This is a genomic window from Arthrobacter sp. LT660, assembly GCF_056172845.1.
Window position 1 is genome coordinate 1,154,030 of the sequence record NZ_CM149651.1, and the last position, 19,120, is coordinate 1,173,149.

Consider the following 19,120-nt stretch of genomic DNA (forward strand, 5'->3'; position numbering starts at 1 on the left):
GTTGGGGGTGTGCCGTGGTGGCGGGTTATTTTGTTGTGGTTTTCCGAAACGGTTGTTGTTTCGGGACCGCATAGTGGACGCAGCGTTTCTTGCCACACGCTGTTGGTGTGGTGTTTGTGGTGTAAGTTGTCGGCCTATTAGTACGGGTCGGCTTCACGAGTCTTTGGTCCTCGCTTCCACGTCCCGCCTATCAACCCAGTGGTCTGCTGGGGGCCTCTCACCATAAATGGTATGGAAATCTCATCTTGAAGCGGGCTTCCCGCTTAGATGCTTTCAGCGGTTATCCCATCCGAACGTAGCCAATCAGCGGTGCACTTGGCAGTACAACTGACACACCAGAGGTTCGTCCGTCCCGGTCCTCTCGTACTAAGGACAGACCTTCTCAAATTTCCTGCGCGCGCAGCGGATAGGGACCGAACTGTCTCACGACGTTCTAAACCCAGCTCGCGTACCGCTTTAATGGGCGAACAGCCCAACCCTTGGGACCTACTCCAGCCCCAGGATGCGACGAGCCGACATCGAGGTGCCAAACCATGCCGTCGATATGGACTCTTGGGCAAGATCAGCCTGTTATCCCCGAGGTACCTTTTATCCGTTGAGCGACGGCCGTTCCACAACGTGCCGCCGGATCACTAGTCCCGACTTTCGTCCCTGCTCGAGCTGTCGCTCTCACAGTCAAGCTCCCTTGTGCACTTACACTCGACACCTGATTGCCAACCAGGCTGAGGGAACCTTTGGGCGCCTCCGTTACTCTTTAGGAGGCAACCGCCCCAGTTAAACTACCCATCAGGCACTGTCCCTGACCCAGATCATGGGCCGAAGTTAGGAATCCGGTACGGCCAGAGTGGTATTTCAACGATGACTCCACCCGAACTGGCGTCCGGGCTTCAACGTCTCCCACCTATCCTACACAAGCCGCACCGAACACCAATACCAAACTATAGTAAAGGTCTCGGGGTCTTTCCGTCCTGCTGCGCGTAACGAGCATCTTTACTCGTAGTGCAATTTCGCCGAGTTCATGGTTGAGACAGCGGGGAAGTCGTTACTCCATTCGTGCAGGTCGGAACTTACCCGACAAGGAATTTCGCTACCTTAGGATGGTTATAGTTACCACCGCCGTTTACTGGGGCTTGAATTCTCAGCTTCGCCTTGCGGCTAACCGGTCCTCTTAACCTTCCAGCACCGGGCAGGAGTCAGTCCGTATACATCGTCTTGCGACTTCGCACGGACCTGTGTTTTTAGTAAACAGTCGCTTCCCCCTGGTCTCTGCGGCCCCGATCCCCTCCCACACGCAAGGTGTGTTCAAGGTTGGGGCCCCCCTTCTCCCGAAGTTACGGGGGCATTTTGCCGAGTTCCTTAACCATGATTCTCTCGATCGCCTTGGTATTCTCTACCTGATCACCTGTGTCGGTTTGGGGTACGGGCGGCTGGAACCTCGCGTCGATGCTTTTCTTGGCAGCAGAGGATCACCGGATCACCCCGAGAACGGGGCGCCTATCGGGTCTCAGGCATCGTGAACGGCGGATTTGCCTACCGTTCGCCCTACACCCTTGGACCAGGTCGATTCCATTGCCTGGCCCGGCTACCTTCCTGCGTCACACCTGTTAATACGCTTACCTCCCTGGCTCGGGTCCCGCGCCGCGCACCCGGTATCCCTCCCGAAGGAGGAATGGTGGGCGTTTGGGGCGGTTAGCATCGCCAGCTCGGTATGGGCGGTTCTTCGCCGGTACGGGAATATCAACCCGTTGTCCATCGACTACGCCTGTCGGCCTCGCCTTAGGTCCCGACTTACCCAGGGCAGATTAGCTTGACCCTGGAACCCTTGATCATTCGGCGGACGGGTTTCTCACCCGTCTTTCGCTACTCATGCCTGCATTCTCACTCGTGCCGGCTCCACAACTGGTTCACACCGCTGCTTCACTGCCGGCACGACGCTCCCCTACCCACCCGGACGGCTGGACCACGAAGGCCTGCCTCAATATCCGGATGACGCAACTTCGGCGGTGTGCTTGAGCCCCGCTACATTGTCGGCGCGGAATCACTTGACCAGTGAGCTATTACGCACTCTTTCAAGGGTGGCTGCTTCTAAGCCAACCTCCTGGTTGTCTTCGCAACTCCACATCCTTTCCCACTTAGCACACGCTTGGGGGCCTTAGTTGGCGTTCTGGGCTGTTTCCCTCTCGACTATGAAGCTTATCCCCCACAGTCTCACTGCTGCGCTCTCACTTGCCGGCATTCGGAGTTTGGCTGACGTCAGTAACCTTTTGGGGCCCATCGGCCATCCAGTAGCTCTACCTCCGGCAAGAAACACGCAACGCTGCACCTAAATGCATTTCGGGGAGAACCAGCTATCACGAAGTTTGATTGGCCTTTCACCCCTACCCACAGCTCATCCCCTCCATTTTCAACTGAAGTGGGTTCGGTCCTCCACGCGCTCTTACACGCGCTTCAACCTGGCCATGGGTAGATCACTTCGCTTCGGGTCTAGATCACGCCACTGACTCGCCCTATTCAGACTCGCTTTCGCTACGGCTTCCCCACACGGGTTAACCTCGCGACGTAACACTAACTCGCAGGCTCATTCTTCAAAAGGCACGCCGTCACCCCAACAATGGAGGCTCCGACGGATTGTAGGCACACGGTTTCAGGTACTGTTTCACTCCCCTCCCGGGGTACTTTTCACCTTTCCCTCACGGTACTTGTCCGCTATCGGTCATTAGGTAGTATTCAGGCTTACCAGGTGGTCCTGGCGGATTCGCACGGGATTTCTCGGGCCCCGTACTACTTGGGATACCTTCACAGGGCGGCGGAAAGCATTACGGCTACGGGACTCGCACCCCCTATGGTCCGGCATTCAAACCGGTTCGCCTATACTTCCGCACCTCGCCCCACCAGTCCGGCAGAACTGATATGGATGGTCCCACGACCCCGGCCATGCAACGCCCGCCGGCTATCACACATGACTCGGTTTAGCCCCATCCGCTTTCGCTCGCCACTACTCACGGAATCACTGTTGTTTTCTCTTCCTGCGGGTACTGAGATGTTTCACTTCCCCGCGTTCCCTCCACGCAGCCTATGTGTTCAGCTGCGGGTCACACAGACACTCGCGCGCTGTGCGGGGTTTCCCCATTCGGAAATCCTGGCGTCAACGTCCGGTTATCGACTCGACCAGGCTTATCGCAGATTCCCACGTCCTTCTTCGGCTCCTAATGCCAAGGCATCCACCGTGCGCCCTTGAAAACTTGACCACAAACAGGCCAAGCAAAGAGCTATCTACAAATCGAGAGAACCACACGGACAACCGGACCCGCAAAGGGCCAGGCCACCGGGGTTCTCAAATCAAAGAAATTGCTATTTGCACGGGAAACACCACAAAGGGCGTTCCCCGGTACAAGATGCTCGCGTCCACTATGCAGTTCCCAAACAACAACCCCAACACACCCACACCCCACCACCAACACCCCCGAAAGGGGATGCCGGAACCGGCGGGCCTAGGCCATGCGCGGGGACAACCAAGACACACAACCGAACCCCCCAACACACACCCCGCACAACCGTGCGGAACATGCGCCGAAGGGCGCGGGCCTGTTGTCTCAGGGCCCAACAGTGCGCCATGGACCCGCCCCGACACCGACCCGGACCACCGCTTTCCAACCCCCCCAAAAGGGGAGGCGTACTCGCACGGTCCAGGCACACGCCGGAACAGGCCACAATCCGTTGACATTCCACCCATGAGCACCCGCCGGCCGACAAACGCGGCCGCAACGGGCAAACACTGAACAAAACCCCCCACACTCAAGTGCGGACGGCGTTTGCTAGCTGCTCCTTAGAAAGGAGGTGATCCAGCCGCACCTTCCGGTACGGCTACCTTGTTACGACTTAGTCCCAATCGCCGGTCCCACCTTCGACGGCTCCCTCCCACAAGGGGTTGGGCCACCGGCTTCGGGTGTTACCAACTTTCGTGACTTGACGGGCGGTGTGTACAAGGCCCGGGAACGTATTCACCGCAGCGTTGCTGATCTGCGATTACTAGCGACTCCGACTTCATGGGGTCGAGTTGCAGACCCCAATCCGAACTGAGACCGGCTTTTTGGGATTAGCTCCACCTCACAGTATCGCAACCCTTTGTACCGGCCATTGTAGCATGCGTGAAGCCCAAGACATAAGGGGCATGATGATTTGACGTCGTCCCCACCTTCCTCCGAGTTGACCCCGGCAGTCTCCCATGAGTCCCCGGCATAACCCGCTGGCAACATGGAACGAGGGTTGCGCTCGTTGCGGGACTTAACCCAACATCTCACGACACGAGCTGACGACAACCATGCACCACCTGTGAACCGGCCCCAAAGGGGAAGCCGTGTTTCCACGGCGGTCCGGCCCATGTCAAGCCTTGGTAAGGTTCTTCGCGTTGCATCGAATTAATCCGCATGCTCCGCCGCTTGTGCGGGCCCCCGTCAATTCCTTTGAGTTTTAGCCTTGCGGCCGTACTCCCCAGGCGGGGCACTTAATGCGTTAGCTACGGCGCGGAAAACGTGGAATGTCCCCCACACCTAGTGCCCAACGTTTACGGCATGGACTACCAGGGTATCTAATCCTGTTCGCTCCCCATGCTTTCGCTCCTCAGCGTCAGTTAATGCCCAGAGACCTGCCTTCGCCATCGGTGTTCCTCCTGATATCTGCGCATTTCACCGCTACACCAGGAATTCCAGTCTCCCCTACATCACTCTAGTCTGCCCGTACCCACCGCAGATCCGGGGTTGAGCCCCGGACTTTCACGGCAGACGCGACAAACCGCCTACGAGCTCTTTACGCCCAATAATTCCGGATAACGCTTGCGCCCTACGTATTACCGCGGCTGCTGGCACGTAGTTAGCCGGCGCTTCTTCTGCAGGTACCGTCACTTTCGCTTCTTCCCTACTGAAAGAGGTTTACAACCCGAAGGCCGTCATCCCTCACGCGGCGTCGCTGCATCAGGCTTTCGCCCATTGTGCAATATTCCCCACTGCTGCCTCCCGTAGGAGTCTGGGCCGTGTCTCAGTCCCAGTGTGGCCGGTCACCCTCTCAGGCCGGCTACCCGTCGTCGCCTTGGTGGGCCATTACCCCGCCAACAAGCTGATAGGCCGCGAGTCCATCCCCAACCGCTAACACTTTCCACCCCCCACCATGCGGCGGAAGGAGAATATCCGGTATTAGACCCAGTTTCCCGGGCTTATCCCAGAGTCGGGGGCAGGTTACTCACGTGTTACTCACCCGTTCGCCACTAATCCCCCCAGCAAGCTGGGGATCATCGTTCGACTTGCATGTGTTAAGCACGCCGCCAGCGTTCATCCTGAGCCAGGATCAAACTCTCCGTAAAAAAATACAGACACAACCAAGAAGACCCAAGGAAAATCGGGCCAACGATTGCACCAAGCAAAACAATCCCGGCAAAAAAACCCTCCCACCACACCGAGGTGCGGCAAAAAGGGCCATTCACCAATAATCGATAAAAAATCGGTGTCAACAAACATGGCACACTATTGAGTTCTCAAACAACAGACTACTTACGGTTCCGAGCCAGTGAATTCAATTCTTTCTGAATTCTTTTGGCTTTTCGTCCGCAGTGATTTCTAATTTATTCGACCATCTGCTCGCTGTCAAATCGGCTTTCGCTGACCGTTTGCGACCATTTGGCGCTCCCCTCGGGTCATTCCAGTGATCTGCGGCGCCCGAAAGCGTCCGGCATTTCTCCGGGTGATTTGAAGGGTTTGGCCGCCTGCGATCTTCAGCGTTTCCGCTGTCCTCGTCCCGGCGACTCAGAAAACAATACAGGCGGATGGCGTCCATGCAAAATCGTCGTGAACACCCGGGCGTGTCGGCGCTCAACGCCCACCGTTAACGAGAGCGGACCACGGAATCCCCCGCGTCTCGGCGAGTCGATTCCGTGGTCCGGTTGAACGGGCTGGTTCCCCTAGCCGGCGACTTCCACCATGGCCAGGTTCTTCTTGCCACGGCGCACCAGCAGGTAGCGCCCGTGCAACAAATCCTCCGTTGCCAGCCATCCATCGGTCTCGGCGATCTTGCGGTTGTTCACGTAAGCGCCCCCCTCGGAAACCGTCCGGCGGGCGGCCGACTTCGAATCGGACAGGCCGGAGGCAACGAGAAGCTCGACGATGCCCGTGTCTTCCCGGGAGACGACGACGCTGGGGAGCTCCGCCGTTGCCGCAACGAGCGTCGCCTCGTCCAACTCGGCCAGTGAGCCCTGGCCGAACAGGGCCGCCGAGGCGGCAATCACCTTGTCGGTGGCCTCGGTTCCGTGGACCAGGCTCGTGACGGTGTAGGCCAGGGCGCGCTGCCCCTCACGGGCAAAGGGCCGCTCGGCGACCTGTTGTCCGAGCGCCTCGATCTCTTCGCGCGTCATGAAGGTGAACACCTTGAGGCGGTTGACCACATCCGCGTCGGCCGTGTTGAGCCAGAACTGGTAGAAGGCGTACGGGCTGCACATCCCGGCGTCGAGCCAGATCGCGTTCCCCTCGCTCTTGCCGAATTTGGTGCCGTCGGAATTCGTGATCAGAGGCGTCCCGTAGGCGTGAACCGAGGTTCCCTCGACCTTGCGGATCAGGTCGGTTCCGCTGGTGAGGTTTCCCCACTGGTCGGAGCCGCCGGTCTGCAGCACGCAGCCGTATTCGCGGTGGAGCTGCAGGTAGTCCATGCCCTGGAGGATCTGGTAGCTGAATTCGGTGTAGCTGATGCCCTCGTCGGAGTTCAGCCGGGCCGCGACGATATCCTTCTTGATCATCGTCCCGACGCGGAAGTGCTTGCCGATCTCGCGCAGGAAGTCGATGGCGGACATCGGGGCCGTCCAGTCCAGGTTGTTCACCATCCGGGCGGCGGACGGGCCTTCGAAGGACAGGAAGCGACCGACCTGGTCCTGCAGCCGGCCAACCCAGTCGTTGACGATCTCTGGGGTGTTGAGCACACGCTCGGCTGTCTGGCGCGGGTCTCCGATCAGTCCCGTGGAGCCGCCGACCAGGCCCAGCGGACGGTGTCCGGCCAGCTGGAGGCGGCGCATGTTCAGCAACTGCACCAGGTTGCCCAGATGCAAGGAAGGCGCCGTCGGATCGAAGCCGCAGTAGTACGTGATCGGCTCCCCCGCCAACAGTTCCTCGAGCTCGGCCTCATCCGTGGAAACGTGGACCAGGCCACGCCACTTCAGCTCCTGCCAGATGTTGGGGAAGGACGGATCGTTGCTCTGGCCCGAAAGGGCGGAAGTCTGCTCGCTCGATGACACGCCCTTAAACCTAGCAGTTGGCGCGTCTCGGTCAGGAAACCAATTCGATGCCAGCGGGGACATTCCCCTCGGCCAGCACGCGCAGCCGCTGTGTGGCGCGGGTTATCGATACGTAGAGATCGCCGACCGTTCCCTCCGCGGCGTCGACCAGCTCCTGCGGCTCCAGCACCACCACCACATCGAACTCCAGGCCCTTGGCGTCGGTCGCCGTGGTCACCACTATGTCCTGTTCAAGGCCGCCCGAACCGGTGCCGACGCGCTTTCCGTACAGCCGGACGACGGCGGCGCGCACCTCGCGCAGACGCCCCGCCGGCGCGATCACGGCGACGAGCCCGCCCTCGGCGAGTTCGACCTCGCCCGGCAGGATGTCGACAAGGTGGGACACGAGGTTCCCCGCTGGCACGCGGTCCACGATCGGCGGCCACGTTCCCTCGCGGACGGCCTTCGGTGTGGACACCACAAGTCCCGCCTCCTGCGCCATCCGCGCGGCGGCCTCGGCGATCTGCGTGGGCGTGCGGTAGTTCACGGTGAGTTCCTCAAGCGTGAACCGATCCCCCACGAACGGCTCCATGGCGGCGGACCAGCTGCTTGCGCTCGCCGCGGAGCTGGCCTGTGCGATGTCGCCCACGACCGTGAACGACTTCAGCGGGCAGCGCCGCACCAACAGGCGCCACTGCATCGGCGACAGCTCCTGCGCCTCGTCCACCACGACGTGGCCGTAGGCCCAGGTCCTGTCCTGCGAGGCGCGCTCGGCGGCCGTCATGCCCGCCTCGGTCTCCTCGTTCAGGTCGGCCAGGTCCTCGGCGTCCACGACGCCATCGACGCCGATTTCGCGGAGCATCGAATCTACGTTGCGCAGCGCCTGCTCCGCGTTGGCGATGTCTCGCTTGCGGGAGGCCTCCGCCTGGGCCTTCTCGTGTCCGCCCGTGGCGTCGTGCTGCCCCAGGAGTTCGGCGGCCTCGTCGAGCAACGGCACGTCGGCCTCGGTCCACGGGGCCTCCGGGGAGCGCAGCAGAGCCGAGCGCTCCGTGTCGGTGAGGTGTGGTGCGGCGTCCGCCAGTTGTTGTGGCTTGGAGAACAGGTCCCGCAGCAGCTTCTCGGGCGTCATCGGCAGCCAGCAGAGGTTGAGGGCTATGCGCACGTCGCGGGAGGACCGGACGTCCTCGAGAAGGTAGGCGCGGTCCACGGAGTTCCCCGTACCCGACGAGTCCTCCAGCTTTTCCTGGAGCTGGTCGGCCAGTTCGCGAAGCAGGATCTTGACGAACGTGCCACGGGCCTCGTTGTGCGGCTTGTGCGTCGCGCGCGCCTTGTCGCGTGCGCGCCGCACCTGGCGGGTCGTGAGTGTCAGCGGCGTGCCCTCGACAACCAGTCGGCGGTCCCCGGCGGGAAGGCGCTGCCGGTTGGCCACCGCTTGGGCAACAACGTCGGCCATCTCCAGACGGCCCTTGATGCGCGCCACCTCGCGGGAGCCCTCGGCGACGGCCCGGATGCCGGGCAGCAAACGACCGACGCTGGTCATCACGACGCCGGTTTCGCCCAGCGAGGGCAGGACGCGCTCGATGTAGCGCATGAACGACGACGACGGCCCCACCAACAGCACGCCGGCGGACTTCAGCCGTTCGCGGTGCTGGTAGAGCAGGAACGCTGCGCGGTGCAGCGCCACGGCGGTCTTGCCCGTTCCGGGTCCGCCCTGGACGACAAGGACGCCGGGCAAGGCCGAACGGATGATGCGGTCCTGCTCGGCCTGGATGGTGCTCACGATGTCCGCCATGCGTCCCGTGCGCTTGGAGCGCAGGGCGGCGAGGAGCGCGCCTTCGCCCTGGTGCTGTTGACCCTCCTCGAGAAGCGCCGTGTCGAGGACGTCGTCCTCGAGCGCGACGACGTTGCGGCCCTTCAGGATCAGGTGGCGACGGCGTCGCACGCCGTGGCGGTCGAAGGCGGTCGCCTGGTAGAACGCGCCGGCCTCCGGTGCGCGCCAGTCGATCATCAACCGGGACTGGTGCTCGTCGGTGAGACCGATGCGCCCGATGTAGCGCGCGGCACCGTCGCCGTCGTCCCGGGGTTCGCTGTCCGCGCGCTCAAGGTCGAGCCGGCCGAAGACCAGCCGGTCCTCGACGGCATTCAACTGGGCCAGGCGGTCCTCGTACATGCTGGCGAACGCGTCGCGTTCGGAGATGTTCTGCAGGGAACCGACCGCTCCGCTGCCGCGGACCCTGGCCAGCTGGCCGGCCTTTTCCTCGCGCAGTTCGTCGAGCCGGCCGTACAGGCCGGACACGTAGCTGCGCTCTTGCTCCAGCTCCGTCATGGACGACGTCGGTTCTGGCACGGATGCTCCCTCATGCTCATTGGCGGACAGACAAGTCTACTCCGTTTCGTCAAACGGTTTGGAGCGAATGCACGCGGTGTCCGGACAGGCTCGCGCGTCCCCCGAGGTCCGCGAGTTCCAGCACCACTCCCACGCCGGCCACCCGGCAGCCGGCGCGCTCGACGAGCCGCACGGCCGAGCCGACCGTTCCTCCCGTGGCGAGGACGTCGTCGAGGATCAGTACGCGCGATCCCGGCGCGACGTCGTCGCGGTGGAGTTCCAGCGTGGCCGTTCCGTACTCGAGCGTGTAGTCCTCGGAGTGGACCTCGCGGGGCAGTTTTCCCGCCTTGCGGATGGTGACCATTCCCGTACCGGTGGCGTACGCCGCCGCCGCGGCGAGGACGAAACCCCGGGCCTCGATGCCCGCGACGACGTCGAACTCCCCGGCAAACGGCTCGATGACGGATTCGACGATGCGTTTCAGTCCGACGGCGTCGGCGAAGGCGGGAGTGAGGTCCTTGAAGGACACTCCGGGCACGGGGTAGTCGGGAACGACGGCGCAGAGCCGGTCGAGGAGGTCGGCGATGGGTTCGGTCCGCGATTGCACCCCACTACTCTAGTCGCGGCGGGCCGGTTCACCCGCCCGGCGCTTCGCGGCTCGGTACACGGACACCGTCGGGTCCCCGGCGATGCTGAACCGCCAGGGGAACTCCGACGATCCACCCGGACCCGCGACCCCGACCCGCGCGCCGGTCGCGACCGATGCCTCCGGCACACGACCCAGGCTTTCCAGGCTCGCCCATTCGCCCCCGCCCCTACGTGCGAGTTCCATGCCGTTGTGCTCCCTGCCCAGTCCCAGACACTGGGCCAGTCTTGCCGGTCCCGAGGCCAGCCGCGCCTCGGGCAACCGGTCTGCGGCGGGCCCCCGCCGCGATCGGGCGGCGGGCCGTCCCTCGATAACCTCCCCCGACCGCAGCAACACGGCCGAGGAACGGCCATCCTCGCCGCACACCACGTTCGCGCAGAAGTGCATGCCGTAGGTGAAGTAGACGTACAGGCGCCCGGCGGGACCGAACATCACCGCGTTGCGTGCCGTCCGGCCGCGGTAGGCGTGGGATCCCGGGTCCACGTCCCCCTCGTACGCCTCCACCTCGCTCAGCCGCACCGCCACTTCGGCGCCATCGATATGCGTCCGGACCACGGCGCCGAGAAGCAGCGGAGCGGCGGACAGCGCACCGCTCCGGAGAATCAACCGCGCGTCATCCACTGCGCCTAGCGGGCCCGATCGGGCGCGACGCTGGGAACCAGCGCGCTGGGCCACGGCAGAAGCGCGGGGAGCTCGGACGCGTCGGCCGTTGCCGTGGCCACGACGGGTCCCAGGGGTTCGCGTCCGGCGAGCCAGGCGGCCAGGTCGAACTCCATCCCGGTCACGACGCATCCGTCGCGACCGGCGCCGATGGTCAGCGGCGGCCTCCCGGTGGGCTGCAGCACCACACGGCGTCCGACGGGAATGCGCGCGGACAGGAAGTCGAACAGGTGCGCGGAGAATTCAGCGGGCCAATCCGCGGGCGTGGACGCTCCGGCCAAATCGGAGGCGTGGATGAGTGTCTCGCGCCAGGCGCCCAGCACGCAGTCCGCGACCGTCCCCTCGCCCCGGAAACTGGTGGAGGCGTCCCATCCGTCCGCAGGGACGTCGTGGACGGATTCGAGCAACAGCATCAGCGCCTCGCGGACGCGGGACAGGAGCTTCTGCGGAGCCACCGTGGCCGTTAGTTCGATCCGCTCGTTGCGGCCTTCCATGCCGCCGTCGTAGAACGCGATGCGTTCGCCCCTCCCCGCGTGGTCGATTTGCCGGGCGATCGCCCGACTCACGCCGTCCACGTGTGCCACCACGTGCGCCCTGGTCCATCCGGGCAACGCGGACGGCCGGGACAGGCTATCGGGATCCAGCGCGTCGAGCGTGGCGCTGAACAGGATGACGGACTCGCGGACGCTGGCGGCGAGCGCCGAGGGGTTGGGCGCATTCATGGCGACAGCCTACCGCCGCGGGCCCCATGGGGTCCGCGGCGGCAGGCTGTCGGCACGTGGCGCGTCGCGCGGGGAACGGAACCTACGCGCGGCCGGCGTAGTCGCGCGCCGCGGCGACCTCGTGCTTCAGCGCCTCGAGCTGTCGTGCGACGGCGGCGGGCGCCGTGCCACCCTGCGCGTTCCGCGAACCCAACGAACCGGCGGTGCTCAGCACGCTGCGCACCTCCGGCGTCAGGGACGGTGAGATGCCGGCGAAGTCCTCGTCGGAGAGGTCCCACAGTTCCTGTCCCCGGGATTCGGCGAGCTTGACCGCGGCACCGGAGAGTTCGTGCGCGTCGCGGAAGGGCACGCCCTGGCGTACCAGCCATTCGGCGATGTCCGTTGCGAGCGCGAACCCGAGCGGGGCCAGCTCCTGCATGCGAGCGGTGTTGAACTCCAGCGTGGCGACCATGCCGGAGACGGCGGGCAAGAGCACCTCCAGCGTGTCTGCGGCGTCGAACACCGGCTCCTTGTCCTCCTGCAGATCGCGGTTGTACGCCAGCGGCAGACCCTTCAGCGTCGCAAGCAAACCGGTGAGGTCGCCGATCAGCCGTCCGGACTTGCCGCGCGCGAGTTCCGCGACGTCGGGGTTCTTCTTCTGCGGCATGATCGAGGAGCCCGTGGAGTAGGAATCGTCGAGCGTGACGAACGAGAACTCCTTCGTGGCCCAGAGGATGACCTCTTCGGAGATCCGGGACAGATCGACTCCGATCATCGCGCAGACCCACGCGAACTCGGCGAACACGTCCCTCGAGGCCGTTCCGTCGATCGAGTTCCAGACGGCGGATTCGAAGCCCAGGTCGACGGCGACCGCGTTGGGGTCCAGGCCCAGCGACGATCCGGCGAGGGCGCCCGAGCCGTAGGGCGACACCGCGGCCCGCTTGTCCCAGTCGGCCAGGCGCTGGACGTCGCGGAGCAACGCCCACGCGTGGGCCAACAGGTGGTGCGAGAGCAGGACGGGCTGGGCGTGCTGCAGGTGCGTGCGGCCGGGCATGGCCGCCTCCGGGTGGGCCTCGGCCTGCGCCACGAGGGCGTCGATGGTGGCCAACACGCCGCGGCCGATGATCCGGGCGTGGTCCCGCAGGAACATCCGCCCGAGCGTCGCGATCTGGTCGTTGCGCGAGCGTCCGGCGCGCAGCTTGCCGCCGAGGGCGGGACCCGCTCGTTCGATCAGCCCGCGCTCCAGGGACCCGTGCACGTCCTCGTCCGACTCGGACGCGACATAGGCGCCGGAAACGACGTCGTCCTCGAGCCGGTCCAACGCGGACAGCATCCCCGCGAGTTCGGATTCGTCGAGCAGGCCCGCCGTGTGCAGGACGCGTGCGTGCGCCCGCGAACCGGCGATGTCATAGCGGGCCAGCCGCCAGTCGAAGTGCGTCGACTTGCTCAGCGCGGCCAGCGCGTCGGCCGGGGCGCCGGCGAACCTGGCGCCCCACAGCGCACCCTCGTTGGTCGCGGAGGCCATTTACTTCCCGCCGCCCGCTACGCGCTCGTCCCGCTCCGTGGCCACCTTGGAGGTCAGGCCGAAGATGTCGATGAAGCCGCGGGCGCTGGACTGGTCGAACGTGTCGCCGGTGTCGTACGTCGCGAGGTCGAAGCGGTACAGGCCGGTGTCGGAGCGGCGTCCCTCGACGACGGCGCGGCCGCCGTGCAGGACCATGCGGATGTCGCCGGAGACGAACGTCTGGGTGTCGTTGATGAAAGTGTCCAGCGAGCGCTTCAGCGGCGAGAACCACTGTCCGTCGTAGACCAGCTCGGACCAGCGCTGCGAGACGGTGGCCTTGAAGCGGGCCTGCTCACGCTCCACGGTGATGTTCTCGAGGTGCTTGTGCGCCTCCATGAGCACCATGGCGCCCGGGGCCTCGTAGATCTCACGGGACTTGATGCCCACCAGGCGGTCCTCGACGATGTCGATGCGGCCGATGCCCTGCGCGCCACCGCGGCGGTTGAGCTGTTCGATGGCCTCCAGCGGCGTGACGGCGACGCCGTCGATCGCCACGGGGATGCCCTCGCGGAAGGAAATGGTGACCTCGTCCGGGGCCGGCGGGAACTCGGGCGAGTCCGTGTAGCTGTAGATGTCCTTGGTGGGGGCGTTCCAGATGTCCTCGAGGTAGCCGGTCTCGACGGCGCGGCCCCAGACGTTCTGGTCGATCGAGTACGGGTTCTTCTTGGTCGTCTCGATGGGCAGGTTCTTCTCTTCCGCGTAGGCGATGGCCTTGTCGCGGGTCAGCGCCAGATCGCGGACGGGCGCGATGCACTTCAGGTCCGGGCCGATCGTCTGGATGCCTACTTCGAAGCGCACCTGGTCGTTGCCCTTGCCGGTGCAGCCGTGGGCGACCGTGGTGGCGCCGAACTGCTTGGCGGCGGTGACCAGGTGCTTGACGATCACCGGGCGGGAAATCGCGGAGATCAGCGGGTAGTGGTTCTGGTAGAGCGCGCCGGCCTTGAGGGTGGGCATGCAGTATTCGTTGGCGAACTCGTCGCGGGCGTCGGCGACGTATGCCTCGACCGCGCCGCAGCCCAACGCGCGCTGGCGCACGGTCTCCAGCGACTCGCCGCCCTGTCCCACGTCGACGGCCACGGCGATGACCTCGGCACCCGTGGCGTCGCCGATCCAGCCGATGGCCACAGAGGTGTCGAGGCCGCCGGAATAGGCAAGGACAATGCGTTCCTTCACAGGGATCTCCTTCGTGTGCCCGCAGGGGGCTCAAATCGGGGTAATCATTTCTTATTCACAAGTCTACATAAATATGCATTGGGTGCAATCCCCGCACACGCGTCTTCCCGTGCGCCTGGCGCTCGGACACCACCGCAACGGTAACCTGTTGCACATGACACAGGAATCCCCCCACGGAACCCCGGAACTCACCGACGAGGAGTTGGCGCTGCTCCACTCCACCTTTGATCTGGCGCGCAACGGCGAGACGGACAAGCTCCTGGCCCTCGTTGACCAGGGCATTCCGGCGGACCTGACCGACGCCAAGGGCGACACCCTGACGATCCTGGCCGCCTACAACGGCCACAATGCGGTGGTGGAGGGTCTCGTCGGGCGCGGCGCCGACGTGAACCGCCTGAACGACAAGGGTCAGGGCGCCCTGACCTGTGCCGTCTTCCGCAAGAACGAACCCTTGACCCGCTGGCTGCTCGAACACGGCGCCAACCCGAAGCTGGGGCAGCAGAACGCGCTGGCGGTGACGGACATGTTCGGCCTGCCCGAACTACGGGCCGTGATCGAGGAATATCTGTAGGGAGCCCCGGCATGAAAACCGTGATCCTCAGCGGCGACATCACGGCGCAGTCCGTCGACGCGATCGTCAACGCCGCCAACTCCTCGCTCCTCGGCGGCGGCGGGGTGGACGGTGCCATCCACGTGGCGGCCGGGCCAGCGTTGCTTCAGGAGTGCCGCCGGCTCCGCGCAACGTCCCTGCCGGACGGTCTCGCGGCGGGATCCGCCGTGGCGACGGAAGCCGGACGCCTGAAGGCGCGCTGGGTGATCCACGCCGTGGGGCCGAACCGGCACGCGGGCCAGATAGACCCGGCCGTGCTCGCGTCATGCTTCACCTCGAGCCTCGATGTCGCCGCCGGGCTGGGCGCCCGGAGCATCGCCTTTCCGGCAATCGGCGCCGGGGTCTACGGCTGGGCCGCGTCCGAGGTCGCTTCGCTGGCCGCCGCCGCGGTCCGCGCCTGGTCTCAGGCACGCGGCGGGGATACACCCGGCGGTGGAATCACGGAGGTCCGGTTCGTGCTGTTCGGCGCGGAGACCGAGGAAGCGTTCCGCCGCGCCTTCGCATAGGCGACTACTGCGAATCGGCCAGCAACAGGAACCGCGCGGCCACCTCTTCACCGCCGAGGGGATCCCGTGTCACGAGCATCACCGTGTCGTCCCCCGCGATGGTCCCCAGCACGTCCGGAAGCACAGAGTGGTCGATGGCCAAGGCCAGGAAATTGGCGGCACCGGGCGGGGTGCGCAGCACCACGATGTTCCCGGAGGCCTCCGCCGTGACCAGCAGCTCCGCGCAGAGCTTGGCCAAGCGCGCGTCCAGGACCTCCTGTGTGAGGCCCGTCCGCGGCGTGCGGTCCCCGCCCTCGGCGCGGATGGCGTAGACGAGCCCGCCGTCGACGCCTCGCACCCGAATGGCCCCCAGCTCCACCAGATCCCGTGACAGGGTCGCCTGAGTGACCTGGACGCCGTCGGCCGCCAGTAGGGCCGCAAGCTCGGCCTGCGAGCGCACGGACTCCGCGCCGAGGATCGACTTGATGCGCGCCTGACGGGCGATCTTAGTGCTCGGCTGGCCCGGCGGTTGGACACTCATCGTCGCGGTTCCGCCGTGGGGGACGCGGCCGCGGCGCCCGGCTTCCCGACGAGACCCGACTTCTCCATCAGCCAGGCCATCAGTGCCTTCTGTGCGTGCAGGCGGTTTTCGGCCTCGTCCCACACGAGGGACTGCGGGCCGTCGATGACGTCCGCGGAGATCTCGTAACCCCGGTAGGCCGGAAGGCAGTGCAGGACGACGGCGTCCGCGGCCGCCCGCTTCATGGCCGCCGCGTCCACGGTGTAGTCGCGGAAGAGCTCCATCCGCGCCTTCTTTTCCGATTCCTGTCCCATGGACACCCAGGTGTCCGTCGCGACCACGTCGGCGCCGGCGAGAGCCTCCGCGGCGTCCGTCGTGACCAGGACCGATCCGCCGGTCTCCGCCGCGCGTCCCTGCGCCGCGGCGACGATGCCGGCGTCGGGCAGGTAGCCCTCCGGACCGGCGATCCGCACGTGCATCCCCGCGGTGACGCCCGCCAGGAGGTAGGAGTTCGCCATGTTGTTGGCGGCATCGCCGAGGTAAGCCATGGTGAGTCCCGGCAGGGCGCCCTTGTGCTCGCGCACCGTCAGCAGGTCCGCCAGGAGCTGGCAGGGGTGGTAGTCGTCGGAGAGCGCGTTGATGACGGGGACCAGCGAGTTCGCGGCCATCTCCTCGAGCCCGGCCTGGGCGTAGGTGCGCCAGACGATGGTGGAGACCATTCGGCCGATGACTTTGGCGGAGTCCGCGATGGTCTCCTTGTGCCCCAGCTGGGACTCTCCCGCGTTGATCACCAGTGGCGATCCGCCGAGTTCGGTGATGCCGGCCGCGAAGGAGATTCTGGTGCGTGTTGACGTCTTGTCGAAGAAGACCGCGACGGTCTGCGGCCCCGCGTAGGGGCGGTAGGCGTGGCGGTCCGCCTTCATGGCCGCGGCGAGATCGAGAACCTCGGACTGCTCGGCCTGGGTCAGGTCCGTATCGGCCAGGAAATGGCGGACGGTGGTGGTGTTCACGGAGTCTCCTCGGAAAGTGCGGCGGCGTGGATGGCGGGCAGCGCGGCGGCGAAGGCGAGCAGCTGCCCCGCGGTGACGATCAGTGGCGGGGCGAGCCGAACGGTGCGCGGGCCCGGCGCGTTGACGATGAACCCGGCCGCGAGCGCGTGCCGGACGACGGCGGGTGCGACGTCGGAGTCCAGGTCGAAGCCGACGAGCAGCCCGTGGGCGCGGACGTCCGTGACGAAGTCGAGGTCGCGCAGGGCCGCGGCGATGGTGGCGCCGACCTCCCGCACGTGGCCCAGGATCCCCTGGGTCTCGATGGTGTGGATCGTGGCCAGGGCGGCCGCCGTGGCCACGGGGTTGCCGCCGAACGTGGTGCCGTGTTGCCCGGCGGTCAGTTTCGCCGAGACCTCCGCGCCGAACGTGATCAGCGCGCCGATCGGGAAGCCGCCGCCGAGTCCCTTGGCCAGCGTCATCGCGTCCGGCAGCACACCCTCGGACGCGAACCAGGCGCCGGTGCGTCCGATGCCCGTCTGCACTTCGTCGAACACCAGCAGCGCGCCCGCCTCGCGGGTGATCTCACGGGCGGCACGAAGGTACCCCTCGGGAAAGCCGCGGACTCCGGCCTCGCCCTGGACGGGCTCGATGAAGACGGCGGCGACGGTCTCGTCGACGGCGGCGCGCAGGGCGTCCGCGTCCCCGGCCGGCACCCATTCCACTCCCCCGGGCAACGGTTCGAACGGCTCGCGGTATGCCTGCTTCCAGGTCAGCGCGAGCGCGCCCATGGTCCGCCCGTGGAACGAGTTCTGCAGCGCGATGATCCGGCGCCGGGGCTTCCCGGCACCGCCGTCGTTCCGGCGCGCGAGCTTGAACGCGGCCTCGTTGGCCTCGGCCCCGGAATTCGCGAAGAACACCTTCGACCCGGCCGGCGCGCCGGCGAGCGCCAGGAGCTTCTCGGCGAGCGCGATCTGGGTGGGGCTGGTGAAGAAGTTGGACACGTGGCCCAGGGTGGACAGCTGGCTGGCGACGACACTGGAGACGAAGGGGTGCGCGTGTCCCAAGGCGTTGACGGCGATGCCGCCGAGCAGGTCCAGGTACTCTTTCCCGTCCGCGTCCCACACGGTGCAGCCGGCCCCCCGGACCAGGACGCGCTGCGGGGTGCCGAACACGCCGAGCAGGGACTCGTTGTACCGCTCGAGGAGCTCGGGACCGTGCAACTGCGCCAGCGGTCCCAACGCCTCGGTGATCGCCGATTCGTTCACTTTTCCTCCTCCGGAACAACCTGCGTGCCGACTCCGGCCGAGGTGAAGACCTCCAACAGCATCGAGTGCGGTTGCCGTCCGTCCACGATGTGGGCGCGCTCCACGCCCTCTTCGACGGCCTTGAGGCATGCGGCCATCTTCGGGATCATCCCCGACTGCAGGCCAGGCAGGATTTCGCGGAGTTCCGCCGTCGTGAGCGAGGAGATGAGCGTCGACTTGTCCGGCCACGCGGCGTACAGGCCCTCGACGTCCGTCAGGATCACCATCTTCGAGGCGCCCAGCGCCGCGGCCAGAGCGGCCGCCGCCGTGTCCGCGTTGACGTTCAGCACCTGGCCCGTCGTCTCGCCGTCGGCCCCCACCTCGGGTGCGATGGTGGAGATGACCGGGATGCGTCCGGCCTCGAGCAGGTCCAGGATCGCCCGCGGCTCGACGCCGGTGACCTCGCCGACGAGCCCGAGGTCCACGTCCTCCCCGTCGACGACGGTGCCCGTGCGCTCGGCGCGCAGCAGTGCCCCGTCCTCACCCGAGAGCCCCACGGCGTAGGGGCCGTGGGAGTTGATGAGGCCGACCAGCTCGCGGCCGACCTGGCCGGTGAGCACCATGCGGACCACGTCCATGGCCTCCGGCGTCGTCACGCGCAGGCCGCCCTTGAACTCGGATTCGATGCCGAGGCGGGAGAGCATCGAGTTGATCTGCGGTCCTCCGCCGTGGACCACCACGGGATGGATTCCCGCGTGGTGGAGGAACACGATGTCTTCGGCGAAGGCGCGGCGCAGGTCCTCGTTGACCATGGCGTTGCCGCCGTATTTGACAACCATCGTGGTGCCGGCGAAGCGTTGGATCCACGGGAGGGCCTCGATCAGGGCCTCCGCCTTGCGTTCGGCGTCCGCCCGGTTGCCGGGGTCCGGCGCGCTGGTCTCGCTGGTGCTCAT

Annotated in this window: 13 protein-coding genes and 2 rRNA genes; 2 read left to right on the top strand and 13 right to left on the bottom strand. The window is 65.7% G+C overall.

Annotation, left to right across the window (positions count from 1 at the left end):
• Positions 1 to 116: 116 nt before the first annotated feature.
• The 9 genes from AC0QSG_RS05345 to AC0QSG_RS05385 form a co-directional block, all read right to left on the bottom strand.
• Positions 117 to 3,248: ribosomal RNA gene (locus tag AC0QSG_RS05345) — 23S ribosomal RNA — on the bottom strand.
• 582 nt (positions 3,249 to 3,830) lie between these two features.
• Positions 3,831 to 5,356, bottom strand: a 16S ribosomal RNA gene (locus AC0QSG_RS05350).
• The 16S and 23S rRNA genes sit together here, the layout of an rRNA operon.
• Positions 5,357 to 5,950: 594 nt before the next feature.
• The gene (gene tyrS, locus AC0QSG_RS05355) at positions 5,951 to 7,270 is read right to left on the bottom strand and encodes a tyrosine--tRNA ligase (protein WP_475376877.1); all 1,320 of its coding nucleotides are present in this window, start codon (positions 7,268 to 7,270) and stop codon (positions 5,951 to 5,953) included.
• Between the two features lie 31 nt (positions 7,271 to 7,301).
• Entirely contained in the window at positions 7,302 to 9,575 is a 2,274-nt protein-coding gene (locus tag AC0QSG_RS05360) for a HelD family protein (RefSeq protein ID WP_475377277.1), read from the bottom strand.
• A 70-nt stretch (positions 9,576 to 9,645) separates the two neighbouring features.
• Positions 9,646 to 10,182: an adenine phosphoribosyltransferase gene (locus AC0QSG_RS05365; protein WP_435729118.1), complete on the bottom strand. Its 537-nt coding sequence runs from the start codon at positions 10,180 to 10,182 to the stop codon at positions 9,646 to 9,648.
• A gap of 9 nt (positions 10,183 to 10,191) precedes the next feature.
• On the bottom strand, positions 10,192 to 10,842 hold the full coding sequence (locus AC0QSG_RS05370; protein WP_475376878.1) for a DNA-3-methyladenine glycosylase: 651 nt from the start codon (positions 10,840 to 10,842) through the stop codon (positions 10,192 to 10,194).
• 5 nt (positions 10,843 to 10,847) lie between these two features.
• A complete protein-coding gene (locus AC0QSG_RS05375) occupies positions 10,848 to 11,603 on the bottom strand; it encodes a maleylpyruvate isomerase family mycothiol-dependent enzyme (RefSeq protein WP_475376879.1) in 756 nt (251 codons plus the stop codon).
• An 82-nt stretch (positions 11,604 to 11,685) separates the two neighbouring features.
• Complete coding sequence (argH, locus tag AC0QSG_RS05380; protein ID WP_475376880.1) at positions 11,686 to 13,107, bottom strand: argininosuccinate lyase; 1,422 nt, start codon at positions 13,105 to 13,107, stop codon at positions 11,686 to 11,688.
• On the bottom strand, positions 13,108 to 14,319 hold the full coding sequence (locus AC0QSG_RS05385; protein WP_475376881.1) for an argininosuccinate synthase: 1,212 nt from the start codon (positions 14,317 to 14,319) through the stop codon (positions 13,108 to 13,110).
• Positions 14,320 to 14,473: 154 nt separating this feature from the next.
• On the opposite strand from AC0QSG_RS05385, the gene AC0QSG_RS05390 reads away from it, so the two are divergent.
• Both AC0QSG_RS05390 and AC0QSG_RS05395 read left to right on the top strand, forming a co-directional pair.
• Positions 14,474 to 14,890: an ankyrin repeat domain-containing protein gene (locus AC0QSG_RS05390; protein ID WP_475376882.1), complete on the top strand. Its 417-nt coding sequence runs from the start codon at positions 14,474 to 14,476 to the stop codon at positions 14,888 to 14,890.
• Between the two features lie 11 nt (positions 14,891 to 14,901).
• Positions 14,902 to 15,435, top strand: coding sequence for an O-acetyl-ADP-ribose deacetylase (locus tag AC0QSG_RS05395; RefSeq protein WP_475376883.1), 534 nt, complete (start codon positions 14,902 to 14,904; stop codon positions 15,433 to 15,435).
• Positions 15,436 to 15,439: 4 nt separating this feature from the next.
• Here AC0QSG_RS05395 and AC0QSG_RS05400 read toward each other — a convergent pair whose 3' ends face one another.
• From AC0QSG_RS05400 to argB, 4 genes are read right to left on the bottom strand one after another with little or no spacing between them, the layout of a single operon-like run.
• Positions 15,440 to 15,955, bottom strand: a complete 516-nt coding sequence (locus AC0QSG_RS05400; RefSeq protein ID WP_475376884.1) for an arginine repressor — start codon at positions 15,953 to 15,955, stop codon at positions 15,440 to 15,442.
• Positions 15,952 to 16,944, bottom strand: a complete 993-nt coding sequence (argF, locus tag AC0QSG_RS05405; RefSeq protein ID WP_475376885.1) for an ornithine carbamoyltransferase — start codon at positions 16,942 to 16,944, stop codon at positions 15,952 to 15,954. Before argF ends, AC0QSG_RS05400 begins: the two co-directional genes overlap by 4 nt.
• Positions 16,941 to 18,188, bottom strand: coding sequence for an acetylornithine transaminase (locus tag AC0QSG_RS05410; protein WP_475376886.1), 1,248 nt, complete (start codon positions 18,186 to 18,188; stop codon positions 16,941 to 16,943). Before AC0QSG_RS05410 ends, argF begins: the two co-directional genes overlap by 4 nt.
• Positions 18,185 to 19,120 (bottom strand): acetylglutamate kinase, encoded by a 936-nt coding sequence (gene argB, locus AC0QSG_RS05415; RefSeq protein ID WP_475376887.1) that lies wholly within the window; start codon positions 19,118 to 19,120, stop codon positions 18,185 to 18,187. The genes AC0QSG_RS05410 and argB overlap by 4 nt, the downstream gene beginning before the upstream one ends.

What these genes read in the sequence shown, in the direction of transcription:
- AC0QSG_RS05360 (WP_475377277.1), bottom strand. Translation starts at nt 9,575, where the DNA reads ATGACGGAGCTGGAGCAAGAGCGCAGCTACGTGTCCGGCCTGTACGGC.
- AC0QSG_RS05375 (WP_475376879.1), bottom strand. Translation starts at nt 11,603, where the DNA reads ATGAATGCGCCCAACCCCTCGGCGCTCGCCGCCAGCGTCCGCGAGTCC.
- argH (WP_475376880.1), bottom strand. Translation starts at nt 13,107, where the DNA reads ATGGCCTCCGCGACCAACGAGGGTGCGCTGTGGGGCGCCAGGTTCGCC.
- AC0QSG_RS05390 (WP_475376882.1), top strand. Translation starts at nt 14,474, where the DNA reads ATGACACAGGAATCCCCCCACGGAACCCCGGAACTCACCGACGAGGAG.
- AC0QSG_RS05395 (WP_475376883.1), top strand. Translation starts at nt 14,902, where the DNA reads ATGAAAACCGTGATCCTCAGCGGCGACATCACGGCGCAGTCCGTCGAC.
- AC0QSG_RS05400 (WP_475376884.1), bottom strand. Translation starts at nt 15,955, where the DNA reads ATGAGTGTCCAACCGCCGGGCCAGCCGAGCACTAAGATCGCCCGTCAG.
- argB (WP_475376887.1), bottom strand. Translation starts at nt 19,120, where the DNA reads ATGAGCACCAGCGAGACCAGCGCGCCGGACCCCGGCAACCGGGCGGAC.